26 protein-coding genes are annotated in these 26,207 nt (G+C 74.3%); 14 read left to right on the plus strand and 12 right to left on the minus strand.

Annotation, left to right across the window (positions count from 1 at the left end):
• The first annotated feature begins 83 nt into the window (after positions 1 to 83).
• On the plus strand, positions 84 to 779 hold the full coding sequence (locus tag AB5970_RS07560) for a carbon-nitrogen hydrolase family protein (protein WP_370503307.1): 696 nt from the start codon (positions 84 to 86) through the stop codon (positions 777 to 779).
• A gap of 33 nt (positions 780 to 812) precedes the next feature.
• Here the strand turns inward: AB5970_RS07560 and AB5970_RS07565 are convergent, their stop codons facing one another.
• Complete coding sequence (locus tag AB5970_RS07565) at positions 813 to 2,069, minus strand: transcriptional regulator (protein WP_370503308.1); 1,257 nt, start codon at positions 2,067 to 2,069, stop codon at positions 813 to 815.
• A gap of 135 nt (positions 2,070 to 2,204) precedes the next feature.
• Between AB5970_RS07565 and AB5970_RS07570 the strand changes: the two genes are divergently transcribed.
• The 4 genes from AB5970_RS07570 to AB5970_RS07585 all read left to right on the plus strand — a co-directional run bounded on the left by AB5970_RS07570 (position 2,205) and on the right by AB5970_RS07585 (position 6,268).
• Complete coding sequence (locus AB5970_RS07570) at positions 2,205 to 2,822, plus strand: TetR/AcrR family transcriptional regulator (RefSeq protein WP_370503309.1); 618 nt, start codon at positions 2,205 to 2,207, stop codon at positions 2,820 to 2,822.
• A 4-nt stretch (positions 2,823 to 2,826) separates the two neighbouring features.
• Positions 2,827 to 3,960: a methyltransferase gene (locus AB5970_RS07575; protein ID WP_370503310.1), complete on the plus strand. Its 1,134-nt coding sequence runs from the start codon at positions 2,827 to 2,829 to the stop codon at positions 3,958 to 3,960.
• A gap of 112 nt (positions 3,961 to 4,072) precedes the next feature.
• Positions 4,073 to 4,258, plus strand: coding sequence for a hypothetical protein (locus AB5970_RS07580; RefSeq protein WP_370503311.1), 186 nt, complete (start codon positions 4,073 to 4,075; stop codon positions 4,256 to 4,258).
• A 21-nt stretch (positions 4,259 to 4,279) separates the two neighbouring features.
• Positions 4,280 to 6,268, plus strand: a complete 1,989-nt coding sequence (locus AB5970_RS07585) for an NHL domain-containing thioredoxin family protein (RefSeq protein WP_370503312.1) — start codon at positions 4,280 to 4,282, stop codon at positions 6,266 to 6,268.
• A gap of 19 nt (positions 6,269 to 6,287) precedes the next feature.
• Here the strand turns inward: AB5970_RS07585 and AB5970_RS07590 are convergent, their stop codons facing one another.
• The 5 genes from AB5970_RS07590 to AB5970_RS07610 form a co-directional block, all read right to left on the minus strand.
• A complete protein-coding gene (locus AB5970_RS07590) occupies positions 6,288 to 7,715 on the minus strand; it encodes a GGDEF domain-containing protein (RefSeq protein ID WP_370503313.1) in 1,428 nt (475 codons plus the stop codon).
• A gap of 108 nt (positions 7,716 to 7,823) precedes the next feature.
• Positions 7,824 to 8,462, minus strand: coding sequence for a heme oxygenase (biliverdin-producing) (locus AB5970_RS07595; protein ID WP_370503314.1), 639 nt, complete (start codon positions 8,460 to 8,462; stop codon positions 7,824 to 7,826).
• Positions 8,463 to 8,687: 225 nt separating this feature from the next.
• On the minus strand, positions 8,688 to 8,903 hold the full coding sequence (locus AB5970_RS07600; RefSeq protein ID WP_370503315.1) for a hypothetical protein: 216 nt from the start codon (positions 8,901 to 8,903) through the stop codon (positions 8,688 to 8,690).
• 56 nt (positions 8,904 to 8,959) lie between these two features.
• Positions 8,960 to 9,958 carry a hypothetical protein gene (locus AB5970_RS07605; protein ID WP_370503316.1) on the minus strand — a complete coding sequence of 333 codons (999 nt, stop codon included), beginning with the start codon at positions 9,956 to 9,958 and terminating at the stop codon, positions 8,960 to 8,962.
• Positions 9,959 to 10,042: 84 nt separating this feature from the next.
• The gene (locus tag AB5970_RS07610) at positions 10,043 to 10,756 is read right to left on the minus strand and encodes a helix-turn-helix transcriptional regulator (protein ID WP_370503317.1); all 714 of its coding nucleotides are present in this window, start codon (positions 10,754 to 10,756) and stop codon (positions 10,043 to 10,045) included.
• A 64-nt stretch (positions 10,757 to 10,820) separates the two neighbouring features.
• Here AB5970_RS07610 and AB5970_RS07615 point away from each other — a divergent pair, with 64 nt between their 5' ends.
• The 5 genes from AB5970_RS07615 (at position 10,821) to AB5970_RS07635 (ending at position 14,572) form a co-directional block, all read left to right on the plus strand.
• Positions 10,821 to 11,522 (plus strand): alpha/beta hydrolase, encoded by a 702-nt coding sequence (locus AB5970_RS07615; RefSeq protein WP_370503318.1) that lies wholly within the window; start codon positions 10,821 to 10,823, stop codon positions 11,520 to 11,522.
• A 93-nt stretch (positions 11,523 to 11,615) separates the two neighbouring features.
• On the plus strand, positions 11,616 to 12,464 hold the full coding sequence (locus AB5970_RS07620) for a DUF4397 domain-containing protein (RefSeq protein WP_370503319.1): 849 nt from the start codon (positions 11,616 to 11,618) through the stop codon (positions 12,462 to 12,464).
• 65 nt (positions 12,465 to 12,529) lie between these two features.
• Complete coding sequence (locus AB5970_RS07625) at positions 12,530 to 13,171, plus strand: class F sortase (RefSeq protein ID WP_370503320.1); 642 nt, start codon at positions 12,530 to 12,532, stop codon at positions 13,169 to 13,171.
• A 35-nt stretch (positions 13,172 to 13,206) separates the two neighbouring features.
• Positions 13,207 to 13,815 carry an RNA polymerase sigma factor gene (locus AB5970_RS07630; RefSeq protein ID WP_370503321.1) on the plus strand — a complete coding sequence of 203 codons (609 nt, stop codon included), beginning with the start codon at positions 13,207 to 13,209 and terminating at the stop codon, positions 13,813 to 13,815.
• Entirely contained in the window at positions 13,802 to 14,572 is a 771-nt protein-coding gene (locus AB5970_RS07635; RefSeq protein ID WP_370503322.1) for an anti-sigma factor, read from the plus strand. The genes AB5970_RS07630 and AB5970_RS07635 overlap by 14 nt, the downstream gene beginning before the upstream one ends.
• A 39-nt stretch (positions 14,573 to 14,611) precedes the next feature.
• Here the strand turns inward: AB5970_RS07635 and AB5970_RS07640 are convergent, their stop codons facing one another.
• From AB5970_RS07640 to AB5970_RS07650, 3 genes are all read right to left on the minus strand, one after another.
• On the minus strand, positions 14,612 to 14,929 hold the full coding sequence (locus AB5970_RS07640) for a DUF6458 family protein (RefSeq protein WP_370503323.1): 318 nt from the start codon (positions 14,927 to 14,929) through the stop codon (positions 14,612 to 14,614).
• Positions 14,930 to 15,022: 93 nt separating this feature from the next.
• Positions 15,023 to 17,083: a S9 family peptidase gene (locus tag AB5970_RS07645; protein ID WP_370503324.1), complete on the minus strand. Its 2,061-nt coding sequence runs from the start codon at positions 17,081 to 17,083 to the stop codon at positions 15,023 to 15,025.
• Between the two features lie 146 nt (positions 17,084 to 17,229).
• Positions 17,230 to 18,165 (minus strand): hypothetical protein, encoded by a 936-nt coding sequence (locus AB5970_RS07650; protein ID WP_370503325.1) that lies wholly within the window; start codon positions 18,163 to 18,165, stop codon positions 17,230 to 17,232.
• A 151-nt stretch (positions 18,166 to 18,316) separates the two neighbouring features.
• On the opposite strand from AB5970_RS07650, the gene AB5970_RS07655 reads away from it, so the two are divergent.
• From AB5970_RS07655 to AB5970_RS07665, 3 genes are all read left to right on the plus strand, one after another.
• Positions 18,317 to 19,111: an SDR family NAD(P)-dependent oxidoreductase gene (locus AB5970_RS07655; protein WP_370503326.1), complete on the plus strand. Its 795-nt coding sequence runs from the start codon at positions 18,317 to 18,319 to the stop codon at positions 19,109 to 19,111.
• 139 nt (positions 19,112 to 19,250) lie between these two features.
• The gene (locus AB5970_RS07660) at positions 19,251 to 19,871 is read left to right on the plus strand and encodes a DUF6318 family protein (protein ID WP_370503327.1); all 621 of its coding nucleotides are present in this window, start codon (positions 19,251 to 19,253) and stop codon (positions 19,869 to 19,871) included.
• Between the two features lie 110 nt (positions 19,872 to 19,981).
• A complete protein-coding gene (locus tag AB5970_RS07665; RefSeq protein ID WP_370503328.1) occupies positions 19,982 to 20,749 on the plus strand; it encodes a hypothetical protein in 768 nt (255 codons plus the stop codon).
• Between the two features lie 43 nt (positions 20,750 to 20,792).
• Here the strand turns inward: AB5970_RS07665 and AB5970_RS07670 are convergent, their stop codons facing one another.
• The 3 genes from AB5970_RS07670 to AB5970_RS07680 form a co-directional block, all read right to left on the minus strand.
• Positions 20,793 to 22,889, minus strand: a complete 2,097-nt coding sequence (locus tag AB5970_RS07670) for a cytochrome c oxidase assembly protein (protein ID WP_370503329.1) — start codon at positions 22,887 to 22,889, stop codon at positions 20,793 to 20,795.
• A 64-nt stretch (positions 22,890 to 22,953) separates the two neighbouring features.
• Positions 22,954 to 23,646: a copper resistance CopC family protein gene (locus AB5970_RS07675; protein ID WP_370503330.1), complete on the minus strand. Its 693-nt coding sequence runs from the start codon at positions 23,644 to 23,646 to the stop codon at positions 22,954 to 22,956.
• A 68-nt stretch (positions 23,647 to 23,714) separates the two neighbouring features.
• Positions 23,715 to 24,362 carry a hypothetical protein gene (locus AB5970_RS07680; RefSeq protein WP_370503331.1) on the minus strand — a complete coding sequence of 216 codons (648 nt, stop codon included), beginning with the start codon at positions 24,360 to 24,362 and terminating at the stop codon, positions 23,715 to 23,717.
• Between the two features lie 178 nt (positions 24,363 to 24,540).
• On the opposite strand from AB5970_RS07680, the gene AB5970_RS07685 reads away from it, so the two are divergent.
• A partial coding sequence (locus AB5970_RS07685; RefSeq protein ID WP_370503332.1) for an MDR family MFS transporter occupies positions 24,541 to 26,207 on the plus strand: 1,667 nt, incomplete at its 3' end.

The following is a 26,207-nucleotide window of genomic DNA, read 5'->3' on the forward strand; positions in this document are numbered from 1 at the left end:
TGGTCGCGGCACCGTTGCCGCGTCCAGCCGGACGCTAGGTCGGGGCACGTTGCAGGAGGGTTGCAGACCGCATACTTCTGCGCGTGGCACTCACCGCAGCGGTCGTCCAGCTCTCCTCGGTCCCGTCCGTCGACGACAACCTGGCCCGCCACGTCGAGCTCGCGACGCAGGCCGCCCACGCCGGCGCCGACCTGGTCCTCTTCCCCGAGCTGTCGTTGGTCGGCTACGACCTGGACTCGCTCGGCGACGCGTCCCGCTGGTTCACGACGGCGGACGCCCGGCTCGACGACCTGCGCGCGCTGAGCGCGGCGACCGGCGCCACGATCGTCGTCGGCGCCCCCGTCTGCGGCGTCGACGGCCGGCTCCTCGCCTCGCTCGTCCTCCAGCCGTCGGGCTCCGTCGTGCTCGCCCCCAAGCAGCACCTGCACGGCGACGAGAACCTCTGGTTCACGCCCGGCACCGGTCCCACGGTCGTCACCGTCGGCGACACCCTGGTCGGCCTCGCGATCTGCTACGACACGGCGTTCCCCGAGCACGCCGCCGACGCCGCCGCCCGCGGGGCGTCGGTCTACGCCGCATCCGTCGTGTTCGTCACCGGCGAGGAGGGCAAGCTCCACGACCGGATGCGCAGCCGCACGGGCGACCACGGGATGACGGGCCTCGCCGCGAACGTCGCTGGGAGCCGCTCGGTGGGCGGCTCGGGCGGGTGGGCGCCGGACGGCTCGGTGCTCGCCGTGGCCGAGGGGAGCGGCGACGAGCTGCTGCTGGTGAGCTGGTAGACGGCTCCGAGCTCTGATGTCCCGCGGCGGCAGTCAGGACCTGGTCGCCGGCGGCGGGCCCAGCCGGCGGCCCAGCAGGTCCAGCCGGCCGACCGCCCGCGCGTGGACCGGCGTGCCCCGGGGCGCCAGCCACGCCAGCCGCTCCCACGCCTGCCAGTCGTCGGCGCCCTCGTCGGACGCGACCCACCGACCGACCACTCCGGGCAGGGAGCAGGCCAGCACCGCGGCGCGCAGGTCGGACGAGAGGTCCTCCCGGATCCGCTCGACCCCCGGCGCGACCGACCGCGGCAGCACCGAGCCGGGGTAGGACGCCAGGGCCGAGTCGGGGTCACCCGCGGCGAGCAGCTCCTGGACCCGGTCGGCGTCCGTGCGCAGCGGGCCGGTCAGCCGGTACGGCCGGGACTCGCTCAGCAGCGGGCCGACGATCCGGCGCAGGCGCGACACCTCGGCGCGCACGGTGACGTCGGACAGCTCGTGCTCGCTGAGCAGCACGGCGAGCTCGTCGGCGGACAGGCCTCCCGGGTGGCGCGCGAGCAGCAGCAGGATCTCCGCGTGCCGCAGGCTGAGGCGGACGTCCGAGCCGCCCACGTGCAGCATCGGGGTGTCGAGCACGCGCAGCCTCGTCGGCGCCGGTGCGAACCGCGCGCCGCGGGACAGGCGGGGGGCGACGCGGGCCAGCTCGGCCTCGACCGCCGCGACCGTCGCCCGGACCAGGGACATCACGAGCGCCGAGGCCACCGCCGGACCACCGGTCACGTCGAGCACACCGAGCACCTGGCCGGTCGGGGAGTGCACCGGGACGGCCGCGCAGTTCCACGGCTGGACCTTGCGTGCGTAGTGCTCGCCGCCCACCACCTGCACCGGCTGGTCCGTGGCCAGCGCCGTGCCGGGGGCGTTCGTGCCTGCCAGGTCCTCGCGCCAGACGGCTCCCTCGACGAACCCGACGCCCTCCACCCGGCGGCGCAGGACGCGGTCGCCCTCGACCCAGAGCAGCCGACCGGCGTCGTCGGTCAGCGCCGTGACCCACCCCGCGTCGGACCCCGGCGCCACGAGGAGGTCGCGGACCACGGGCATCGCGGCCGCGAGCGGCAGCCCCTTGCGGTACCCGTCGAGCAGGTTCCCGGCCATGTCGACCGGGGCGTTCTGCACCTCGGGGTCGACCCCGCTGCTCAGGCTCCGGCGCCACGACTCGGCGACCAGGGTGCGCACGGTGCGACCGGGGGCGCGCCCGGTGGTGACGAACCGCTCGTGGGCGGCACGCAGGCCTGCGGTGTCGGCGAGCTCCGGCATCCGTCTCCCCTCGACCGCGTCGTCGAGACCGTGCACACGCGCGGCGACCGACCGGCCCCGCGCAGTCCGAGTGTACGAACAACGGGCGCGATCCACCCGCGGGCTCTTGGTGACAGAACGTGCGATCATGTCAGGATGCCCAAGATCATCGGCGGCTCGCTGCACGAGCACCGGGAGCAGACCCGCCAGAAGCTCTTCGCGGCGCTGTCCACCCTCATGGCCGACCAGGGCTTCGACGCCATCACGCTCGCCGAGATCGCGTCCGCCGCGGGCGTCGGGCGCACGGCCGTCTACAACCACTTCCCCGACAAGGAGGCGCTCCTGCTCGGGTTCATCACGCACGAGACCGAGCAGTACGCGGCCACCCTGCAGCGGGCGCTGGACGACATCGACGACCCGACCGAGCAGCTGCAGACCTACGTCCGCCAGCAGGCCGCGCTGACCCGCGTCTACCACCTCGCCCCCGGTCCCGAGCTGCGCTCGGTGCTCTCCCGCGGCACCCAGCAGCGCGTCCGCGAGCACGTGGTGGTGGTCGAGCAGATCCTGCGCGGCATCGTCGCCGCCGGCATCGAGTCGGGCGCGTTCCCCGAGCAGGACCTCGACGTCACCGTGCCCCTGATCAACGCGTGCCTGTCCGGCCGCGGCGTGCCCCCGGACGGTCCCGAGCGCGAACGGGCGATCGCCCAGACCGAGGCGTTCGTGCTGCGCGCCGTCGGCGCCACCGCCGCCGTGCCCGCTCCCGTGCCGGCCTGACCCGGTGGCGCAGCGCGGACGCGGCCGACCCCCCGCCCACCACGGCAGCCACCCGGCCGACCGCCGGCCCGGCCGACGCCCGGCACCCCGCACGGCCACGCCCCTGGAGCTGACGTTCCTGCCCGGCCTTGGTGAGATCGTGGCCGACGAGGCCTCGGACGTGCTCCTGCTCGACGGCCCGCCGACGCCGGTGCCCGGCCGCGAGGACGCCCTCGACGTGGCGCACTGGGGGCCGCTCTCGGCGGTCCTCGACCTGCGCACGGCCGTCGCCGCGTTCGTCGTGCTGCGGTTCGACGTACCCCGCCCCAAGTCGCTGACCAGCGGCGACCACCTGCAGCGCATCGTCGACGCCATGTACTCGTCGCTGCGCGTGGGCAGCTCCTCGTCGTTCCGGTTCGAGGCCGCGGGCAGCGACTCGGCGGTGTTCACGCGGTTGGCGGAGCTCCTCGCCGAGGCCACCGGGCTGCGGTACGACGAGGCGCAGGGCCAGCTGGTCCTGCGGGTGCGGCGCGGGGTGCGTCCCGGGCCGTCGGGCGACCCCGGCTGGGACGTGCTGGTCCGCATCGGCTCCCGGCCCCTGTCCGCGCGGACGTGGCGGGTCGTGGACTTCCCCGGCGCCGCGAACGCGACGATCGCCGCCGCGATGGTGCGCCTCGCCGGGCTCGCCGACAGCGACCGCGTGCTCAACCTCATGTGCGGCTCCGGCACCCTCCTGGTCGAGCGCCTCACCGCCGGCCCCGCGGCCGAGGCGGTCGGAGCGGACCTGAGCGGCGACGCCCTCACCCACGCGTCGGAGAACCTCGGCGCGGCCGCCGCCGACGCCCGGCTGGTGACCGCGGACTGCACGGGCCCGGAGCTCGTCGAGGCCGTCGGCACCGGCTGGGACCTCCTGCTGGCCGATCCGCCGTGGGGCACCCTCCATGGCACGCACGCGACCAACGCCGAGGTGCACGCGGGCATGCTGCGGGCCGCGCACGACGCCGCCGCGCCGGGCGCCCGGTTCGTCGTCCTCACGCACGAGATCAAGGTCATGGAGCGCTGCCTGCGCGACGCCGACGCCCTGTGGCGCGTCCGCTCCGAGACCCGCGTCTTCGCCAAGGGCCACCACCCGCGCATCTACGTGCTCGACCGCACCTGACAACGGATTCCGGGGCCGAACGGGTGTGCTGCGGGTCACATCATCCGTCCGGGTGCGATCAAGGGGCGGATTCATCCTGTTCTTCCCTCGACGGGCGCGCGACGCTGACCCCATGGATGACCAGCTGCGGGTCGAGGTGACCGACCAGGACATCGCGCAGGCGCGCCGCGAGTGGAAGCACTCGTGCGAGACGTGCGCGCCCGCCGAGGTCGTCGCGCACCGGTACTGGCTCCTGCGCCAGCTGGTGCACACGCAGGCGCAGCAGATCGCCGACGACCTGCGGGCGGGTCGTCGCTGACGGCTGGGTGAGAATGGACCCGTGCGTGAGAGTCGACTGCCCCGGGTCCGTGCGTCCGAGCTGGTCGGACGGGGGTGGCTGAACACCGGCGGCCGTGACGTGACCCTGGCCGACCTGCGCGGCAAGATCGTCATCCTCGACTTCTGGACGTTCTGCTGCATCAACTGCCTGCACGTCCTGGACGAGCTGCGGTCGTTGGAGGAGCAGTACCGCGACGTGCTCGTGATCGTCGGTGTGCACTCGCCCAAGTTCGTGCACGAGGCCGACCCGGTGGCGCTGGCGGCCGCGGTCGAGCGCTACGAGGTCCACCACCCGGTGCTGGACGACCCGCAGCTGGTCACGTGGTCGGCGTACACCGCCCGGGCCTGGCCGACGCTCGTCGTCATCGACCCCGAGGGCTACGTCGTGGCGCAGATGGCCGGCGAGGGGCACCAGCACAACGTCGAGATCCTGGTGCGCGAGCTGGTGGCCGAGCACGAGGCCAAGGGCACGCTGCACCGCGGCGACGGGCCGTACGTGCCGCCGACCCCGACCGCGGGCACGCTGCGGTTCCCGGCCAAGGCCGTCGCGCTGCCGGACGGGCACCTGCTGGTGGCGGACGCCGGGCACCACAGCCTGGCCGAGCTCGAGGCGGACGGGGAGACGCTGGTCCGGCGCATCGGGTCGGGCGAGCGCGGGCTCGTCGACGGCGACCCGTCGACCGCCCGGTTCGCCGAGCCCAACGGGCTGTGCCTGGTGCCCGACGAGCTGCGTCGCTGGCTCGGGTACGACGTGCTCGTGGCCGACACGGTCAACCACGCGCTGCGCGGGGTGCGGCTCTCGGACGGCGTCGTGACGACGGTGGCCGGCACCGGCGAGCAGTACATGGTCGGCGCGGCGGACAACTTCCTCGCGTGGGACGAGGACGAGGCCGACGAGGAGCTCGCGTCGATGCCCGTCGTCGGGACGCCCGGGGACGAGGTCGCGGCGTACGCCTCGTCGCTGACCGTCGGGGGCGCGGGCGACCGGCGTCCGCGCCCGGACCCGACGTTCGTCCCCGGCCCGCGCCGGCAGAAGCTCTCCTCCCCCTGGGACGTCGTCTGGTCGCAGCCGCTGGGCGCGTTCGTCGTCGCCATGGCCGGCAACCACACGCTGTGGGTCTTCGACGACAAGCAGGGCTCGATCGAGCTGCTCGGCGGCACGCTGAACGAGGGGCTGCTCGACGGCCCGCTCCACGAGGCGTGGTTCGCGCAGCCGTCCGGGCTCGCCGTCGGCACCGACGACCGGATCTGGCTGGCCGACTCCGAGACCTCGGCGCTGCGCTGGGTGGAGCCCGTGGATCGCACCGTGCACACGGTCGTCGGCGAGGGGCTGTTCGACTTCGGCCACCGCGACGGCCCCGCCGACCAGGCCCGCCTGCAGCACCCGCTGGGCGTCGCGGTGCTCCCCGACGGCTCGGTGGTCGTCGCCGACACCTACAACGGCGCGATCCGGCGGTACGCCGACGGGTCGGTGAGCACGCTGGCCACCGGCCTGGCCGAGCCCAGCGGGATCGTCGTGCTCGACGGCGGGTCGACGCTGCTCGTCGTCGAGTCCGCGGCCCACCGCCTGACGCGGATCGCGCTCCCGGCCACCCTCGTCGGTCAGATCCTCGACTCGGGCGCGCACCGCACGCAGCGACCGGTCACCGAGCTGGCGCCGGGCGAGGTGCGCCTCGACGTCGTCTTCACGCCCGCCGCGGGCCAGAAGTACGACGACCGCTACGGCCCGTCCACCCGGCTGCAGGTCTCCTCGACCCCGCCCGGCCTGCTGCTCGAGGGCGCCGGCGACGACGTCCCGCTCGACCGGGTCCTGCGGCTCGACCCGTCCGTGGCCGAGGGCGTCCTGCACGTCACCGCGCACGCGGCCAGCTGCGACGCCGACCCGGCGATCGAGTACCCGGCGTGCCACCTCAACGCGCAGGACTGGGGCGTGCCCGTCCGGCTGGTCGAGGGCGCGCCGACGACGCTGACCCTGCCGCTGCACGGCTGAGCGGGCGGTCGTCGACCGCTCAGCGCGCCCCGAGGACCGCGACGGCCGCGAGCGCGTCGAGCGACGTGGCGACGACCTCGCCCGTGGCCGCCGTGGCCGACATGCCGATCTCGACCTGCCACAGGTCGTGCATGACGACCGCGGTGGACGACTCGACGCCGAGCTCGGCCGGGCTCCCGCCGCGGGCGACCGCGGACGGCGGCTCGTCGGGGCTCCGCCGCGTGAGGACGGCCCACGCGGACCCGCCCAGCGTCTCGGTCGCGGCGGCCGCGAACGCGCACAGGCGGGGGACCACGCCGGACTGGGCCGCGACGATCGCCGCCGTCCCGGCCACCAGCACGCGCTCGGCGGTCACGGCGGGGTCGGCGGTCGCCGGCACCAGCGAGCGCAGCGCCCGGGCCCTCGCCCGCTTGGCCTTGTACTGCGCGGTGTCGGCCTGCCGGAACAGGTGCCGCGCCGAGACCGAGCCGGTGACGGCCGTCGAAGCGATGCCGTACGAGATGGCGGCGCCGTGCGGCAGTGGGAACTCGGCGATCGTGGCGGCCATGACGTCGGCCACCTCGGCCCGCCGGCGCCCGACGGTCACCAGGCAGAACTCGTCGCCGCCGATGCGCGCCGCCGTCGAGCCGGGCAGCGCGTCCGCCGCGCGGACCAGCACGTCCGCGACCGAGCGCAGCAGGTCGTCGCCGGTGTCGTGGCCCAGCTCGTCGTTCACCCGCTTGAGCCCGTCGACGTCGCACATGACGATGCAGGTCTCGTGGCCCGACTCCAGCGCCGCCTCGGCCTCGGCATCCGCCACGCGGCGGTTGGCCAGGCCGGTCAGCGGGTCGTCGGCGACCAGGTGCCGCACCTGGGCCTCGAGGTCGACGCGCGCGACGGCCCCGGCGACGAGCCCGGCGAGCACCTCCGCGCGGGCGACGTCGTCCACCCGGAACGGCTCCCCGCCCCGGGCGCGCACGGCGTAGAGCTGGCCCCAGACCGAGCCGTTGACCAGCAGCGGCGACGCGAGCGCGGACGCCGCGTCGAGCTCCTTGAGGGTGTCCACCTCGACGGCGTCGCCGGCGTCCGGGTCCTCCGGGACGGTCAGCTCGTCGTGCACGGTCCGGGCGTGGGCGACCCAGCTGGCGCGGTCGCGGATGAGGCCGCGCAGCGCCGGGCGGTCGTCGGCTCGGTGCGAGGCCCGGACCATCCAGATGGCGCGCGGGTCGACGGGCTGCGGCTCCACGAGCACCGTGCGGCAGGTGTCCTGGTCGATGCGGCAGAACGCCACGCGCCAGGCGTCCAGCACGTCGAGCCCGATGGCGACGGCCACGTGGGCGACCTCGTCGATCGACCGGCAGCGGTCCAGCCGATGCGCGGCCAGAGCCAGCGCACGCACGCCGACCAGGCCCGCCGCGGACCTGCTGTCCGCGCGCGGACCATCGGCGGCGGTACCGCGACGCGTCACGCCGCCATCATCGACCCTGCGCCCCGTCCGGGGCGACGGATGAGCATGAGAGGTCCGTGAGATCACCCGTCTGAACGACGCGGAAGCGGTTGCGCGCGCACGACCGGCTCAACGGACGTGGACGGCACCCAGCTCGCCGAACACCGCGGCGTTGAGCCGGAAGGCGTGCCGCGCCTCCTCGACGACCGTCGCGCGGGCCTCGTCGTCGAGCTCGAGCGCGTCGAGGCGCTCGCGGTAGACGTCCTTGAACGGCTTGAGCCGGTGGATCTCGGGGAAGTCGTAGAACGCGATCCCGTCCGCGGTGAAGCCGTAGTGCCGCTGCAGCATCCGCTTGATGATCTGGCCGCCCGACAGGTCGCCGAGGTAGCGCGTGTAGGCGTGCGCGGCGTAGAGCGGGAGCGACCCGCCCGTCTGCTCGAGCCGGCGGACGTACGCCTCGGTCGCCGGCAGGACCCGCACGTGCGAGCGCCAGCCGGGCCCGTACAGGTACGCGAGGTCGCGCTCGATCGTGGGCACGCGCACCAGCTCGGTGAACACGAGGCGCCCGTCGTCCTCGAGCCGGGACGCCGCCAGCTCCAGCGCGCGGTAGATCGCGAGCTGCTGGGCGGCGAGGTCCGCGTACGCGGCGCGGTCGAGCGCACCGGAGAGCAAGAGCTCGACGAAGCCCGACCGCTCGGCGGTCTCGTGCTCGCCCCGGGTCCCCTCGCGCAGGGCCAGGGAGAGCGGCACGACGGACGTCACTGTCACGGGGCTCCTCGGGGTGCTGACCAGGTGTCAGCAAACACTAGCCCACGAGTTAGGCTCACCTCACCCCCGTCCGTTCCGGCGGCGTCGCGTTCGCGCGTGGATGTACCGATCGATGCAGGAGTCGCGGCCCGCCGGCCCACCTGCTGCGCATTCATCCCTGCACCCATCTCCGGACGCCGGTCGGGTGCGGCGGCGCGGAGCCCCGAGGGGCGTACGCGACTCCGGTCAGGCGCTCGCGTGGACCGCGCCGACCACGCGGACGCGGACGTCGACGCCGTCGACCGCGCCGGGCAGCTCGGGGCCGGGGCCGCGGGAGAGGTTGACCTGGAGCTGGTACCCGTTGCCGGCGCGGGCGATCCCGATGCCGCGCACGTCCGAGCGACCCTTCAGCGTCGTGCGCAGGCGCTCTTTCGCCGCGCGTGCCTGCTCGAGGTCCGCCATGGGTGCACCGCCTCCCGCCGACCGTGGCGGCCGCGGGGGCGGCGGTCCGACGATCGTCAGACCAGTGTGACCCCGAGGGCGTCCAGAACGGCATCGATCGGGTTGATGTACGTCAACCCGGTGCCATTCTCCCCCCCGGACTCGGAGCCCGCAAAGAGCAGCCCCAGCGCGACCCCGTCCTCGCGGTACACCAGCGAGCCGGAGTCGCCGCCGCGCGAGAACGGCCCCGACCCGGTGGACTCGACCTCGATCTGGTTGTCGAAGCTCAGCTCCCCCAGCTCGTCGCCGTAGCCGACGACCACGTCGTCCAGCTCGATGGCGGTGACCTGCCCGTGCGTGACGGCAGTGGTGCGACCGACCTTGGCCACCTTCTCCCCGCCGAGCGTGACGGCGGTCGTGGTGATCAGGCCGACGACGGGGTACTCGGGGTCGACCTCCTGGTCGTCCAGCAGGGCGATCGCGCAGTCGACCGTGGCGTCGCCGCCCGGCTCGAGCTCCACGCGCGCGGCCAAGGTGCCGACCCGGTCCCGCGGAGCCCGCCCGCCGTCGGCCGGGCCGGGCTGGACGATGACGTCGCCGACCTGCGCCTGGGGCGTCCCCGACAGCACGTGGTAGTTGGAGAGCGCGTGGACCACGCCGTCCTTGCGCACGAACGCGCCGAGCGTCCCGGCGGTGACGTCCACGTGGGCGATCGAGATGCCGGGCCGCAGCGGGCGCACGCGGCCGGTCTCGCCCAGCGCGCGGGCGGTGATGACCGGCGGGCGCGGGCGGACGCGGCGGTCCTCGTCGGCAGCCAGCGTCTTGATGCGGCCGGTGCGGCGGACGTCGGCGTCCGGCACCTCCGCGACGACCTTGCGCGCGATGCTGCGGATCGACGGCAGACCGAGCCGGTAGCGGACCGCGAGCGCGTACGACCCGTCGGGCTGCGGGGCCAGACCGAGTGCCAGCGCCGGGCCCCCGTCGCCCACGTCGGACGGCCGGACCAGGCGCTCGGTGAGCTCCCGGGCCAGGTCGACCGCCTGCGCCTTGATCTCGCGTGCCTCGCTCTTGTCCAATGCATCCCCCCGGGGTCGGTTCGCCCGGTCCGTCCCGGAGCGCTGCCAGTCTGCCGTGCAGCACCCACACCCGCAGGGCGTTCCTCAGTCCGACGGGCGCGCCGAGACCGGGTGGGCGTCCGGCGGGGCGTCACCCACGTCCGCCACCGGGCGGGGGTCGTACCGCTCCGTGGTCAGGTCCGCGCGCAGCACCCGGACCAGCCGGAACCAGCGGAGCCCCTCGCGCGTCCGGCACCACGCCACGAGGTACCAGGTGCCGCGCGTGCGGGCCAGCACCACCGGCTCGATCCGTCGGCGGCTGACCGCGCCGGTCGAGCTGCGGTACTCGATCGCGAGCACGAGCTGCCGGGCCAGGGACTGCTCGACCGCCCGGAGCACGCGCGGCGCGGGCACGTCGCCGACCGCGTCCGGCCGCGACCACACCCGGCCCGCCAGCTGGTCGGCCCGCGCGCGGTCGGCCGGCGACAGCGCGTCGAGCACCTTGGCGCGGGCCGCCTCGGCGTCGGTGCCGAACGGGCTGCCGGGCGGCAGGGCGCTCACCGCCAGCGCGAGCGCGACGGCCTGCGCCGGCGTGAAGTTCACCGGGGGGAGGCCGACCGACGCCTCGAGCACGTACCCACCGCCGACGCCGGCCTGCGCGACCACGGGCAGGCCGGTCTGCTGCAGCGACGAGATGTCGCGCTTGACCGTCCGAGGGGACACCTCGAAGAGGCGCGCCAGCCGCGTGCTCGTGGTGCCGGCGCGCCCGACGCGGCGCAGCTCCTCAGCGAGGGCGTAGAGACGGTCGGTGCGGTTCACGGTGCCAGCATGGTGACACAAAGGTGACATCCCGGTGTCACCGCACCGGGTGGACGCTGGAGCCATGACCACACACCTCGTCCTCGTCCCCGGCTTCTGGCTCGGCGCCTGGGCGTGGGACGACGTCGTCGCGGCACTGCCCGACGGCGTCGACGCCCACGCCGTGACCCTGCCCGGCCTCGACCCCGGCGCCAAGCGCGGCGACATCACGCGCGCCGACCACGTCCGGGCCGTCACCGACCTGGTCGACGGCCTGGCGGGCGACGTCGTCCTCGTCGGCCACAGCGGCGGCGGCGCCGTCGTCGGCGAGGTCGTCGACCGGCGGCCCGACCGCGTGCGGCGGGCGATCTACGTCGACTCCGGGCCGCTCGAGGACGGCGCGGCGATCGACGCGTCGCGGACCGAGCAGGACGAGGTCCCCCTCCCCTCCTGGGAGGAGCTCGCCGCCCAGGGCTCGAGCATCGAGGGCATCGACGACGACCGCCTCGCAGAGTTCCGGCGCCGCGCCGTGCCGCACCCCGTCCAGGTGGCGCGGGGACCGGTGCACGTGAGCGACCCGCGGCGGTTCGACGTCCCCGTGACCGTGATCTGCACGAGCCTGCCGTCCGAGGTGCTCAAGACGATGGCGCACGGCGGGCCGCCGTTCCACACCGAGCTGGGCGAGAGCACCGACCTGACCTACGTCGACCTGCCGACCGGCCACTGGCCGATGTTCTCGCGGCCCGCCGACCTCGCCGCGGAGATCGCCAGGGCCGCGAGCGCGTAGTGCATCCGGCGGGGGCCCGGCGGCCGAAGAGGGGGTGTCAGCACATCGGCCGCCCGGACGTACCCCGCCGGGCCAGTCCTCGAAGGACGCACCATGCGCGCACGACTTCTCGCCGGCATCGCCGCCGGAACGCTCGCCCTCCTCACGCTCGCCGCCAACCCCGCCTCGGCGGCCGACAACGCTGCACCCACTTCGCCTGACGGCGCCCTGCTGTCGGTCTTCCACGGCGTCCCCGGCCTGACCGTCGACGTCTACGTCAACAACAAGCTCACCCTCGACAACTTCACGCCCGGCTCCATGGCCGGACCGCTGGACCTGCCGGCCGGCACGTACACGGTCGCGATCACCGCGGCCGACGCCGCCGACGCCAGCGCGCCGGCGATCGGGCCGATCGACCTCGCGCTCGAGGCCGGCAAGAACTACACGGCGGTCGCGCACCTCGACGCCGCCGGGGCCCCCACGGCGACACTGTTCACCAACGACACCTCCACCACGGCCGCCGGCCAGGGACGGCTCACCGTCCGGCACGTCGCCGCCGCGCCCGGCGTGGACGTCCTCGCGGGCGGCACCGCGGTGATCACCAACCTCACCAACCCGAACGAGAAGGTGCTCGACCTTCCGGCGGGGACCGTGTCCGCCAGCGTGACGGCGACCGGCACGACGACGCCCGCCCTGCTGGGCCCGGCCGACGTGGCGATCACCGAGGGCACCAACACGATCGTCTACGCCTGGGGCAGCGCCACCGCGTCGCCGGCGACCCTCGCCCTCGCGGTGCAGACGATCTCCGGCCTGCACGGCGACCCGTCCGGCGTGAACGCCGGCGAGGTGGGTCTCGTGGCCGACGGCGGCACCCCCGCCTGGCCGTTCGCGCTCGGCGCGCTGGCCGTCGCCGGGCTGGTGGGGCTCGGGTTCGCCCGCCGCACCGCCCCGCAGCGGAGCTGATCCTGCGCACCACCGGTACCCCGTGGCCCGGGACGGCGTCCGCGCCCTCCCGGGTCCCGGCACGCGTGCTCGCGACCGTCGTCGCCCTCGGCACGACGCTCGGTCCGCTGACCGCGTGCACCGGCCCGGACCCCGCCTCCGGGCCGGCGGTCGCGGCGTCGTCGTCCTCCACGGCGACGCCGCGGCCGACCCCGGTCGTCCCCCCGGTTCCCGTCTACGACGCCGCACTCGGGGCCCAGGCCGCCGTGCCGGCGACGCCGCCGCCGGTCCGGCTCGTCGTGCCCGACGTCGGGATCGACATGGCCGTCGACGCCGTCGGCGTGCAGGAGGACGGGCAGATGCAGATCCCCGAGGACGCCGACCGCGCCGGCTGGTACGAGTTCGGCCCGGCCCCGGCCGACCCTGCGGGATCCACGGTCCTCGCGGCCCACGTGGACAGCCGGCTGACGGGCATCGGGCCGTTCGCGCGCCTGCGGGACGTGGGCGTCGGCGCGACCCTCACGGTCACCACCGCGGACGGGAGCGAGCGCGGCTACCGCGTGGTCGGCGTCGAGAAGGTGCCGAAGGAGGGTGCGCCGGTGGCGCAGTGGTTCGACCGGTCCGGGGCGCCGCGACTCGTCCTGGTGACGTGCGGTGGCACGTTCCGGCGCGACATCGGGCACTATACGGACAACGTCGTCGTCACGGCCGAGCCGCTAGGTGGGTAGCCGTGACCCTGCTGCGCACGAGTGAGGAGCCGTCCGTGAGCGCACCCGGGCCCGGGTCCGCTGACGCGGCGCGCCCCGCGCACCGGCTCGATCCGGACGGCGAGGGCGTCGAGGAGCTCGGCCGGGCGTTCGCGCAGGGCGACGAGACCGCGATCGCCGAGGCGTACCGACGGTGGTCGGCGCTCGTGCACACCGTCGCGCTTCGCTCGCTGGGCAGCCTGGCCGACGCCGAGGACGTCACGCAGCAGGTGTTCGTCGAGGCCTGGCGCAGCCGCCGGCGGTTCGACCCGGACCGGTCGCGCCTGCCCGCCTGGCTGCTGGGCATCACGCGGCACGTCGTGGCGGACACGCACGAGAAGCGCGCGCGGGACCGGCGCCTGCGGGACAAGACCGTGGCCGGCGCCTCGGAGACGCCCGTGCCGTCGGTCGACGCCCGCGTGGTCGACCGCGTCGTGGTCGCCGACGAGCTCGAGCGGCTGGGCGACCCGCAGCGCACCATCCTGCGGCTCGCGTTCTACGACGACCTCACGCACGACCAGATCGCCAGCAGACTGGACCTGCCGCTCGGCACGGTGAAGAGCCACGTCCGGCGCAGCCTCGCCCGGTTGCGGACCCGATGGGAGGTGGACGGTGCCGTTCGATGAGTCGCACGTGGACGACGACCTGCTGGCACTCCTCGCCCTCGGCGAGCCTGCGGGGTCGATGTCCGACCTCGCCCACATCGAGGAGTGCGAGCGCTGCGCCGACGAGCTCGAGTCGCTGCGCGAGGTGGTCGAGCTGGCGCGCAGCGGCGGACCCGACCGCGGGCTCGTCGCGCCCGCGCCCGCCGTCTGGGACCGCATCGCCGGCGAGCTCCGGCTCTCCCCCGGCGTGCAGGGGCTGGCGACGTCGGCCGAGCCGGCCGCACCCGCCCCGGAGCCGGTCGACGCGCCCGCGCACGTCGTGGAGCTGGAGTCGCGCCGCGGGCGGCCGCGCGCCTGGCGCTGGGTGGCCGCCGCGGCGGCGGCCGGCCTCGTGGTCGGCGGCGGTGGGGCCTGGTGGGCTGCGCACCGGAACGACCCCACGACGGTGCTGGCCACGGCGACCCTCGAACCGCTGCCCGGCTGGGACGCGTCCGGCTCCGCGGTGGTCGAGACCGCGGCCGACGGGAGCCGCGTCCTCGTCGTCGACCTGACCAAGAGCGCGCCCTCCGACGACGGCTTCCGCGAGGTCTGGCTGCTCAAGCCCGACGTCAGCGGGCTGGTCAGCGTGGGCACCCTCACCGGCTCGACCGGCCGGTTCGACCTGCCCGCCGGCCTCGACCTCAGCCAGTACTCCGTGGTGGACGTGTCCGAGGAGCAGTTCGACGGGAACCCCGCGCACTCCGGCGACTCGATCGTGCGCGGGCCTCTGCGGGCATGAGAAACGCCCCCTCCGCGGAGGGGGCGTTTCTGGCCGGGCTCAGACCGCGGGCGGGGCGGCCGGCGGCTGCTGGTACGTCTGCTGCACCGGCGCGACCGGGGCCACGGGCGCCACCGGGGCCACCGGGGCTGCCGCGGCGGGCGGCGCGTTCGGCGTCGTGCGCTGCTCGACGACCGCCGTGTGCGACGTGTGGCTGCGCTGGCTGTTGAGCACGATCGCCAGGATCAGCGCGATGACACCGGCAGCCATGCAGATGTAGCCGATCACTCCCAGGTTGACGCCCTCGACAGCGTCGCTGACGCCGAACGAGAGGATCGCGCCGATGACGATGAGGGCGATTCCGCCTCCGATACCCATGTCCGGTCCTTCCGTCGTGCCGCGCGTCGGTCGCCCGGCTTCGACCCGCGAGTCTGGTGCCGACCGGGCGACCCCGCACGTCGAGACGGCCCTTTACCCCAGGATTTCGGGATAAACCGGGCGTTCCTCACCCGTCCGGGCGAGCACGTGCTCCGCCAGGAACGCCTCGACCACCTGGTACCAGACGATCGCGTGCTGCGGGCTGAGTACCCAGTGGTTCTCGTCGGGGAAGTAGAGGAACCGGTGGGGCGTGCGGCCCTCGTCGTCGGCGGGCAGACCGCTCTTGGCCAGCAGCTCGTACCAGAGCCGCAGCCCCTCGCCGACGGGCACGCGGTAGTCCTTGTCGCCGTGCACCACCAGCATCGGCGTGACGATCTTGCCGACGTGCAGGTGCGGCGAGTTCTCGAGCGCCATCTGCTCGGTCATCTCCCGCTCCCAGTAGTACGCGGCGTCGGTGGTCGGCCCGAACTGGTCCAGGGCCCACAGGCTCGCGTGCGTGACGATCGCCCGGAACCGGTCGGTGTGCCCGGCCACCCAGTTGGCCATGTATCCGCCGAACGAGCCGCCCATCGCCGCCGTCCGGGTCTCGTCGATGTCGTCCCGCCGCTCGACCGCGTCCGTGATGGCCAGCAGGTCCGTGTAGGGCGCGGCACCCCACGCGCCCCAGCCGTCCTGCACGAACTGCTGCCCGTAGCCCGTGGACAGGGCGGGGTCGGGCAGCAGCACGGCGTACCCGCGGGCCACCAGGATCCACGGGTTCCACCGCCACGACCACGCGTTCCAGGAGCCCAGCGGCCCGCCGTGGATCCAGAGGAGCAGCGGCGCCTTCGCGGTGTCCTTCGGCAGCGCCAGCCACGCGCGCACGCGCCGGCCGTCCTCGGTCGTCGTCTCGACCTCCGTGAGGGTGCCCGGCAGCTCGGGCGTCGCGACCGGGCCCGTCAGCGCCGTCGTCGCGCCCGTCGCCAGGTCGATCCGCACGGGGTGGCTCGGCGCCTCGTAGCTGGTCCGCAGCGCGTACGCCCTGGCGCCGTCGGGGCTGACGCACACGTCCGTGAACGTCGCGTCGTCGCTGGTCAGCCGGGTGACCTCGGCCCCGTCGAGGTCGATCCGGAACACGGGCCCGCGGCCGTCGTCGTCGGCCAGCACCAGCACAGCGCTGCTGTCGGGCAGCCACACCGGGCTGTGCGGCCAGCGGTCCCAGTCCGGGGCGAGCGTCCGAGCCTCGCCGCCCTCGAGCGCGACCAGCTGGAGCGTCACGCGCGGGGCCTCGTGCGGCGTGGAGATCGTCTCGCGGCTGAACGTCACCCAGCGGCCGTCCGGCGAGATCGTCGGCGACCCGAGGTCGGCGGCCGGGTCGTCGACGAGCACCCGGTGCTCACCCGACGCGACGTCGATCGCCACCAGCCGGCTGCGCTGCTGACCGCGCGCCAGCGGCACGTTCCAGCCGGTGACGACCGTCCGGCCGTCCGGGCTGATGGCCGCGCCCTGCTCGACGAGCGCCGACCGCGCCTGCGGCGTCACGTCCCTCAGCGTCAGCCGCGGGTCGGTCGCCGACGCCAGCGGTGCGACGACGTCGTCGTCGACGGTCGAGACGAACAGGTGCGGCGACTCGGGCCCGAGGTCGTGGTCCCAGTACCGGACCGGGTAGCCGTCGTGCAGGATCGCCGCGACCTTCTTCTCCTTGCGGGCCTTGCGCAGCCGCTCGTCCGACTCGTCGTCCGTCGCGTTCGGCAGCACGTCCGACCCGACGAGCACGACGTCCGCGTCCTTGGCCACGTGGACCCCGCCCAGACCCGCGACCCGATGGGCGACGACCCGCGCCTCGGCCCCGTTCCTCGGCAGCAGCCAGAGGGCCGGGACCGCGTCGTCGTCGTCCGTGTCGCTGTCCGGGTCCGGCCGCGCGCTGGTGAACAGCAGGTCGCCGTGCCGGGTGAACGCGGCGCTGGACTCGCCCTTCGCGCTCCGCGTGAGCCGTCGGGCCGGCTCCTGGCCGGCCGGGTCGACCTCCCACAGCGCGGTGACGAACTTGGTCTTCTTGCTGTTCAGCGTCGCGACGGCGGTCACCAGCCGCGTCCCGTCCGGGCTCAGCACCAGCCCGCTGAGCCGCGGGATGGCGACGTACTGGTCGAGGTCATGAAAGGGCGTCGAAGTCATGCGCTCCGTCCTACCACCTGACCCTGGGTCCGGGGGCGCGGTCGCGCGGGGTCCGGTCGATCCGCCGCGTTCGGCTCGCGCCCTCGACCATGCCATGAGTGCCGTCTGAGGGGCCTCTCGCGTCACTCATGGCATGGTCGCGGGCGTCAGAGTCGCAAGGACCGACGGATCGCTGTGGGGATCGTGTCACCGGCGGCTATGTCAGCCGCCGTGAAGCGCAGGAGGTCGACGAGACCGCTGGTCAGGAGGGCGTTCTGACGTCGCCGGTCGTGCAGCACAGCCTGCGGCGCCTCGTGGACCTCACGCCCGTCGATCTCAGCGATGAGCCATCGGCCGCCGCCCAGATGCCATCCCATGTCGCCACGCCCGAGCAGCCGCCCGTTCGGTGAGCGGATCTCGACCTGCGGCTCATCGGGCGGAACGCCGGCGTCGACACACTGCAGCCGCGCATAGGTCTCGAGCGGAGACTCCGCCCTGGCATCGACGAGGTCCCACCACGAGCTGCGCGACGCCATGCACCGGCGCCCCTGCGTCATGGCGCGCACCGCGTCCAGCCCGGCTGGCGGCAGGAGTCCGCGGTGCAGGGCATCGTCGAGCACCGCCACGGCGTGAGCGCGCGGCAGTTCCGGAAGAGCCTGCGCAAGCGCGGGCACGAGCGCCGCGATGGCTCCCGCACCGTGCCGCTGCGAGTCGAAGGCACCGAACTGACGCACGCGAATGCCGTCGCGCGCGCGCCGTGCGTACCCCGATGCGAGCGCGATCTCCGGTGCGATGTCCAGCGGCAGGCCGCGGACCCCGTGGAGCGCCAGTGCGCACGGGCCGACGGCGACGGCATCAGGACCGTAGGCCAGCATGCCCAACCAGGCCGCGCGTCGTCGGCGATGGTCGGCGTCTCGGCGACGGTCACGCTGTGGCACCACGTCGAACACGCCGTGCGTCAGCCGCTGCCAGGTGCCGTCCCGCACGAACCTCGACCTGCGGGCCGCGCCGACGCCCGCCGACTCGCACTGGGCGGCGGACACGAGGTCGTCCTGCCGGAAGGCGAGCGCCAGCAGCGACGAGGGAGGCGGGCGCGTGCGCACGACGTCATCCCTACCCGTGGGCGCAGCTCGCACCGGGCGCTCGCACCAGACTGTGGAAATTCCCGGTCACTGCCGGGCTGGGGACGGCTGGGTCGCACGTGAACCGTCGCGTGACGGATGCGGGCAGCGGCTTCGTGGTTCACCGTGGTCGGTGACGACGGGAGCGGTCATGGAGCTCGGGTTGGGCGGGGCGGTCGCGGTGGTGACCGGGGCGAGCAAGGGGATCGGGCTGGCGGTCGTGGGGGCGCTGGTGCGCGAGGGTGCGCGCGTCGTCGCGGGTGCGAGGCGGTCGAGCCCCGAGCTCGACGAGCTCGCGCGCACGGGAAACGTCGAGATCGTCTCCGTCGACCTCGCCGATCCGGACGGGCCCGAGCGGCTGGTCGCGCAGGCCGGCGAGCGGCTCGACGTGCTGGTCAACAACGTCGGCGTCGCGCCCGTCCGCACCGGCGGGTTCGTCTCGATCACCGACGACGACTGGGCCGCGACCCTCAACCTCACCCTCATGGCGGCCGTCCGCGCGGCGCGCGCGGCGATCCCGCGGATGCTCGAGCACGGCGGGGCGATCGTCACGGTCGGGTCGGTGAACGCCGTGCTCGCCGACCCCGGCGTCCTCGACTACAGCGCCGCCAAGGCCGCGCTCGCGAGCGTGTCCAAGTCGCTCTCGAAGGAGCTCGGTCCCCGCGGGATCCGCGTGAACACCGTGGCGCCGGGACCGGTGTCGACCGCGCTCTGGCTGGGCGGGGGCGGGGTCGCCGAGTCGTTCGCGGCGGCCGGCGGGGTGTCGGCCGCGGACGTCGTCAAGGGCGCCGAGGCCAGCATGGTGACCGGGCGGTTCACGCGTCCCGACGAGGTCGCCGACCTGGTCGTCCTCCTGGCCAGCCCGCGGACCGGCAACGTGACCGGGTCGACGTTCACGATCGACGGCGGCCTGCTGACCCAGACCTGACGGCCGTTGCATCGACCCCTGCCCGGCCGCGCCAGCCCGTTCCGGTTGCCCCGAACGGTCGGCGACCGGTCACAGGGGTTGTCCACAACCGGGTGAACGGTCGTGACGAGCGGTGCCCGTTTTCGGTACGTTCGCCCGCATGTCCCGGCTGACGAGGTCTCGCGGTGGTGCCCGGCTCGTCATGCTCCCGGCGGCGTTGCTGCTGCTCACGGCCTGCACCGGCGGCACTCCGACCGCGACCGAGCCGTCGACGCCGGCCGCGGTGGTGACACCTTCGCCGACGCCGTCTCCGACCGAGACCGCCGCGGTCGATGTGACCGTGAAGCCGACGCGGCCCGCCGCTCTGGATCAACCGCCGAGCGCTGATGGTGCGGCGGCGATCGCCGCGTACTTCATGGAGCTGTTCCCGTACGCGAACGCGACGGGCGACCTCGCCGACTGGAAGGCCCTGAGCCACGCCGAGTGCATCTTCTGCGCAAGCGTGATCACGACTGTCGAGACCAAGGTCGCTGCTGGCCAGCATGACCAAGGGGGTGCCGTGTCCATCACGTCTGCAGCGGGCACCGAAGTGAACCCCGGCAGTTTCTACTCCGCCAAGGTGGATCTCACGCAAGATGCCTCAGCCACGCTCGATGCGTCGGGCGCTGTAGTGAAGTCGTTCCCCGGCCCCAAGACCTTCCATGTTGACGTCGCGCTTGCATGGGACGGCACGGCCTGGCGTCTCCGTGAGGCAACGCCGGTTGAGGTCTCAAACCCGTGAAGCGGAGGTCCTTCGGCATCTCGCTTGCGATCGTGATCGCACTCATCGCTGCTGCGTCAAGTGCATTCGCAGACACCATCGGAGGCCAGGCCGCCGGTGACACAGTGCGAATGACAGCGTTCGAGGGCGAACAAGCCGTCCGCGCCCTCCGCGCCAAGGCCGGCACGCCCGAAGCCCTCCTGCGCGAGTACCAGCGCGCGGTCATCTGCAACACCAGCAGCGCCGAGCTGACCACGCCCCTGAACGGCGCGTGCCCGGCGGCCGAAGGCGACACGGGCCTGAACAACTGCGGCACCGAGACCCCGGTCCTCCCGCTGTGGACCCGCACGCGCGCGACGCCGACGGACGCGTGGTCAGCGTGGACGATCGTCGCGGACGGTGGCTGCCCCGCCGATCTCCTGCCGACCATGAGCGCCGCTGACTTCCGGCGACTGCCCATCGCGCCGCAGGTGATCCAGGTGCAGCCGGACCGCGGGTGGGTGCTGGTCAACAAGGAGACGATCGTGCTGACCGACCCCGCCGAGCAGACGTTCCGGACGGACCTGCTCGGCTACGGGGTGGACGTCGTCGCGACGCCGACGCGCTACACGTGGGACTTCGCCGACGGCACCCGCGACCTGTCGACGACCAGCCCGGGGCACCCGTACCCGGGGTTCGACGTGTTCCACGTGTACGCGCGGCCGGCGCAGGGGGTCGCGATCACGCTGACGACGCAGTGGTCGGGCCGGTACCGGGTCGACGGGGACGACGAGTGGCGGGACATCGTCGGGACCGCCGAGACGACGAGCTCGTCGGCGCCGTTCGAGGTGGTGGAGCGCCGGTCCCACCTGGTGTCCCAGGACTGCAACCAGGACCCGGACCAGCCAGGCTGCGGCTAGCTCCACGGGCGGCTTCCCGGCGTCGAGCTCAGGCGGGCTGCGGCTAGCTCGCGGGCGGGTTGCCGGCGTCGCGCTCGGCGAGGGCGGCGAGCATCGCGTTGTACTCGTCCATCTCGATGTCGCCCTCCCGGTCGACGCGGCGGTCGCGGCGGCGGGCGGTTCGGTCGTCGTCGCGGGACCAGGCGATCGCGACGCCGATGGCCAGGGCGAGGGTCGGGATCTCGCCGATGCCCCAGGTGATCGCGCCGCCGGCCTGCTGGTCGGCGATCGCGGAGGCTCCCCAGGGCCGGCCCATGAGGCCGAACCAGTCGGCGACCAGGAGCACGTCGCCGGTCACCAGGGTCACGCCGAAGAACGCGTGGAACACCATCGTCGCGAAGAGCAGGAGCAGGCGCTGCGGGTAGGGCAGCCGCTTGGGGCCGGGGTCGATGCCGATGAGGGCGTTGACGAACAGGTAGCCGACGGTGGTGAAGTGCACGACCATCGCGAGGTGCCCCACGGGGCTGCGCAGCGACCACTCGAACAGGCCCGAGTAGTAGAAGAGCAGCATCGACCCGATGAAGTTCACGGCGGCGACCACGGGGTGCGCGACGAACTGCCCGACCCGGCTGTGGACGATCACGAGGATCCACTCGCGGGGGCCGCGGGAGGCGTCGTCGCGGAGCTGGGTCGACCGCACAGGCAGCGCGCGCAGGGCCAGGGTGACCGGCGCGGACAGGGCCAGGAACAGCGGCGCCAGCATCGCGAGCGTCATGTGCTGGACCATGTGCGCGCTGAACAGCACGTGGCCGTACAGCGCCGGACCGCCGTTGGTCGCCCAGAAGAAGAGCACCATGCCGACGGTCCAGGAGCCGGCGCGGACCAGGGACCACGAGTCGCCGCGCCGGCGCAGCCGCAGCACCCAGCGCCAGTAGACGAGGAGCCCCGCCCCGGCCGCGAAGGCCAGCACCAGGTCCCAGCGCCACTCGGTCAGCCAGCGCAGCGCGGTGGGTTCGGGGGGCAGCGGGTGGCCGGTCAGCTGGTAGGCCGGCGACTGGTCGAGCGGCGGCTCCTCGGACACGGGCGGCGCGGTGGCGCCGAGGGCCACGGCGACCCCCGACACGGCGCCCATGACGGTGAGCTCGACGAGCACCAGGCGCCAGAAGAGCCAGTCGCTCGTCCGCCCGGCCAGCTTCGGCAGCACCGCGCGCCGGTGGGCCAGTCCGAGCAGCCCGAGCGCGCCGAACAGGGCCGTCTTCGTGAGCAGCAGGACGCCGTAGGGCGTGGTCAGGTCGTCCCAGCCGCTGGTGCGCAGCATGCCGTTGACCAGGCCGGAGACCGCGATCGCGACGAAGCACCAGCCGGCGATGACCGAGTAGCGCGCGACGGCCGCCGACAGGTCGGTGCCGATCCGCCGGACCAGCAGCGCGAGCGCGGCGAGAGCCCCGATCCAGACGGCGGCGCCGACCAGGTGGACCACCATCGACGACGTCGCGATGTCGTGGCCCGACGCCCCCGCGGCGTGCCCCAGCTGGGCCTGCTGCCACAGGGCGACGAGCACGAGCGTGCCGGTCCAGGCCGCCCCCGTGGGCGTGGCGATGACCAGCGAGAGCGCCGTGACCACGGCGGCGACCGTGGTGATCAGCAGCAGCGTGCGGCCGAGGTCGATCTGCGTGACGAACACGCCGAGCTCGGCGCCGAACGACGCGGAGTCGAGGGGTCGCCCGGCCACGCCGGCGTAGGTGAGCACGAGGTGCACGATCGAGAGCAGCGTCCAGGCGCCCGCGGCGACGCCCGCCACGAGCGTGCTGCGCGGGTAGGCGGAGCCGTCCGCGGTGCCGACGCCGGCGCGGGGGGTCCGGGTGGACGCCGTCGCCGCCCGCCGGGGCAGCACGCACACCGCGAGCACCAGGGCTCCGAGCGTCACCGACCCGGCCAGCTCGGTGAGGGTCGCCGAGGCCGGCAGGCCCCACCGGACCGCCGCGCCCGGGTCGCGGATCAGGGCCGGGAGCGCCGCCCCCGAGAACGCGACCCCGAGCAGCGCCGCCGCGACCGCCGCGACGACGAGCACCGCGACGCGCCACGGGCTCGGCGGCCGGCGCGCGCCGGCCCCCGGTCCCCCGGCACCGGCGCGGCCGGCGCTCGTCACCTGGGCAGTCATCGGACCAGCGTAGGTCGCCGTCGGACCGTTCCCGACGTGCCGTGGCTCACGCCTCGACCGCCCGTCACGGCGCCTGACGCCTCCGCAGGACCAGCCACGCGACGACTCCACCGACGAGGACGAGCCCGGCCGCGCTGCCGAGCAGGAGCCCGCCGGAGACGTGCCGCTGGGCCGGAGCGGGGGCGGGAGCAGGAGGAGGAGTGGGAGTGGCAGCAGGCGACGGGTCGGCCGCCGCGGAGACGGTGGGAGCCGGCGTCGGCGACGCGACCCCGTAGGACGTGTCGTTCGCCGCGGTGAACGTGAACTGCCCCTCGACCGGGTGCCCGTCGTCCGACGTGACCCGGTAGATCACGGTGTAGACGCCGGCGGGGAGCACCCCGGTGATCGCCTGGGTCACGGTGTTGTCGACGAGCACCGCGGGCCCCGTGCTCACCGGCCGCTGGTCTGGCGCGTTCACCACGATCTCGGTGCCGAGCGCCAGCGCGGGCTCGTCGAACGTCAGGGTCACGTGGTCGGGCACGACCTCGACGGCGGCGCCGTCCGCGGGATCGGTGCCCTGGAGCTGGTTGTGGGCCTGGGCGGCGGAGGCGCCGGCGACCGTGCCGGCGAGGCCGAGCACGAGCCCGGCCAGCAGGGCCGCGCCGCGCCGCGAGGAAGGCGCGAGCCCGGCCAGCAGGGCCGCGCCCCGCCGGGAGGAAGGCACGAGCCCGGCCAGCGCGGCCGCGCCGCGCCGGGATGAAGGGTGGATCGAGGGCATGAGTGGTCCTAGGTCGTCGGAGGTCGTCGGTGTGGCGGGCGTGGCCGCACCGGCTCCGGACGGACCGGTCAGCGCAGGGGGGCCACGAGGGACTGCCGGGCGGGCGGACCGCGCAAGGGCACCACGTCGCGCCACCACGCGGAGCCCGACCCGGGGACCTCGGCGGGCGTCGGCAAGGACGGGCGGGGCGCGACGACGACCGCGGCGGCCGTGCCGACGAGCGGCCGCAGCCAGGCCGCGAGCCACCAGAGCGCACGGTCGGCGCCCGCGATCACGAGGGCGGCCGCCAGCGTCGCGACGACGTGGAGCACCAGCATCGCCGACGCCCCGAGCAGCGGCGGGACCAGCGCGGCATCGGAGGCCGGGCAGGCGGCGGCCTGCGCCTGCAGCACGGTGCCGGCGTGGTGCGCGTGCCCGGACAGCGCCGCGCCGCCCATCGCGCCCGGCATGCACGCCATCGACGTGAACAGGCTGAAGGACGAGTGCACCGCCAGCTGCCCGACGCCCAGGAGCACGAGGGCCCCGAGCGGGCCGAGCCGGCGCGCGGTCAGCACGACGGCCGCGGCGAGCACGAGGGCGGTCAGGGCGACCAGGACCACGACCGGCGGGAGGCCGCCGCCGGCCAGCACGTGGGCCAGCGCCGCGAGCGCGACGGTCACCACGGCGACCGTCCCGGCACGCACGAGGCGCAGCGGTCCGGTGGCGGGGGCGGGCATGCCGACACGGTAGCCGCACGGGCTCGAGGCGACCCTGCCGGGTCGATTTCCTGTGGCCGGGAACACATCGCGCGGGCAGTGTTGTTGGGAAACGAGTGCAGGATGGTTGTCCTGCGCAATCATCCTGGGTGTCAGTGCAGTCGCACAGTCGCGTCCCCCCGTCTGCCGAGAAGGTCCGATGTCCCAGCAGAGCACCACCGAACCCCCCGCCGCGTCGCCCTCCTCGACGTTCGTCCCCCCGACCCACCGCGAGATCCTCACGATCCTCGGCGGCCTGATGCTCGGCATGTTCCTCGCCGCGCTCGACCAGACCATCGTCGCGACGTCCATCCGGACCATCGGCGACGACCTGAACGGCCTGTCGCTGCAGGCGTGGGTCACCACGGCCTACCTGCTCACGGCGACCATCTCGACGCCGCTGTACGGCAAGCTCTCGGACATCTACGGCCGCAAGCCGCTGTACATGATCTCGATCTCGATCTTCGTCGTGGGCTCGCTGCTGTCCGGCACCGCCGACTCGATGTACCAGCTCGCCGTCTACCGCGGCATCCAGGGCCTCGGCGCCGGTGGCCTCATGGCGCTGGCCATCACGATCCTCGGCGACCTCGTCGCCCCCCGCGAGCGCGCCCGCTACCAGGCGTACTTCCTCGCGGTCTTCGGCACCTCGTCGGTGCTCGGGCCGGTGGTCGGCGGGTTCTTCGCCGGCGCGGACACCATCCTGGGCATCACCGGCTGGCGCTGGGTCTTCCTCATCAACGTGCCCATCGGCATCGTGGCGATCCTCGTGATCTCCCGCGTGCTGCACCTGCCGCCGCTCAAGCGCGTCGACCACAAGATCGACTACCCGGGCGCGCTCGCGCTGGTGGTCGCCCTGGTCCCGCTGCTGGTCGTCGCCGAGCAGGGCCGCATCTGGGGCTGGGACTCCACGAAGTCGATCGCCTGCTACGCCATCGGCGTGGTCGGCATCGTCGCGTTCATCGTCGCCGAGCGGTACGCCAAGGCCGACGCGATCCTGCCGCTGTACCTGTTCCGCAACCGCACGTTCTCCGTGGGCGCGGGCGCCAACACCGTCATCGGCCTCGGCATGTTCGGCGGCCTGGCGACGCTGCCGCTCTACCTGCAGATCGTGAAGGGCCAGACGCCCACCGAGGCCGGCCTGACGCTCATCCCGTTCACCCTCGGCATCATGACCGGCTCGATCGTGGCCGGTCAGACCACGTCCCGGACCGGCCGCTACAAGCTCTTCCCGGTGGCCGGCACGATCCTCATGGGCACCGGCGCGCTGCTGTTCTCGCGGCTCGAGGCCGGCACCACGCTGCCGTTCGTGTTCGCGGTGTCGATCTTGTTCGGCCTCGGCCTCGGCTTCACCATGCAGCCGCTGGTCCTCGCCGTGCAGAACGCGGTGCCGGTGCGGGACATGGGCGTCGCCACGTCGTCGTCCCTGTTCTTCCGGCAGATGGGCGGCACGCTGGGCACCGCGGTGTTCCTGTCCGTGCTCTTCTCGACGGTCGGCGGCAACATCGCGGCCGCCTTCCGGACGGCGGCCCAGACGCCGGCGTTCCAGGCCGCCGTCGCCGATCCCGCGGTCCAGGCCGACCCCGCGAACGCCCCGGTGCTCGCGATGCTCCAGGGCGGCGGGTCGGGCGCGGTCCCGTCGCTCGACGACTCGTCGTTCATCAATAACCTCGACCCGCGCCTGGCGCAGCCCTTCCTCGACGGTTTCGCGCAGTCGGTCGACACCGTGCTCCTGCTGGCCGCCTGCATCATGGCCGTCGGCGTGATCCTCACCGTCCTGCTGCCGGAGCTGCCGCTGCGCAACGTGTCGGGCATCCAGGGCCGGTTCGA

Source organism: Cellulomonas sp. ICMP 17802 (assembly GCF_041295535.1).
Classification (GTDB): Bacteria; Actinomycetota; Actinomycetes; order Actinomycetales; family Cellulomonadaceae; genus Cellulomonas.

Coding starts and splice junctions, on each gene's coding strand:
- AB5970_RS07565 (WP_370503308.1), bottom strand. CDS start 2,069: ATGCCGGAGCTCGCCGACACCGCAGGCCTGCGTGCCGCCCACGAGCGG.
- AB5970_RS07570 (WP_370503309.1), top strand. CDS start 2,205: ATGCCCAAGATCATCGGCGGCTCGCTGCACGAGCACCGGGAGCAGACC.
- AB5970_RS07580 (WP_370503311.1), top strand. CDS start 4,073: ATGGATGACCAGCTGCGGGTCGAGGTGACCGACCAGGACATCGCGCAG.
- AB5970_RS07600 (WP_370503315.1), bottom strand. CDS start 8,903: ATGGCGGACCTCGAGCAGGCACGCGCGGCGAAAGAGCGCCTGCGCACG.
- AB5970_RS07615 (WP_370503318.1), top strand. CDS start 10,821: ATGACCACACACCTCGTCCTCGTCCCCGGCTTCTGGCTCGGCGCCTGG.
- AB5970_RS07620 (WP_370503319.1), top strand. CDS start 11,616: ATGCGCGCACGACTTCTCGCCGGCATCGCCGCCGGAACGCTCGCCCTC.
- AB5970_RS07640 (WP_370503323.1), bottom strand. CDS start 14,929: ATGGGTATCGGAGGCGGAATCGCCCTCATCGTCATCGGCGCGATCCTC.
- AB5970_RS07645 (WP_370503324.1), bottom strand. CDS start 17,083: ATGACTTCGACGCCCTTTCATGACCTCGACCAGTACGTCGCCATCCCG.
- AB5970_RS07660 (WP_370503327.1), top strand. CDS start 19,251: ATGTCCCGGCTGACGAGGTCTCGCGGTGGTGCCCGGCTCGTCATGCTC.
- AB5970_RS07665 (WP_370503328.1), top strand. CDS start 19,982: ATGACAGCGTTCGAGGGCGAACAAGCCGTCCGCGCCCTCCGCGCCAAG.
- AB5970_RS07670 (WP_370503329.1), bottom strand. CDS start 22,889: ATGACTGCCCAGGTGACGAGCGCCGGCCGCGCCGGTGCCGGGGGACCG.
- AB5970_RS07675 (WP_370503330.1), bottom strand. CDS start 23,646: ATGCCCTCGATCCACCCTTCATCCCGGCGCGGCGCGGCCGCGCTGGCC.
- AB5970_RS07680 (WP_370503331.1), bottom strand. CDS start 24,362: ATGCCCGCCCCCGCCACCGGACCGCTGCGCCTCGTGCGTGCCGGGACG.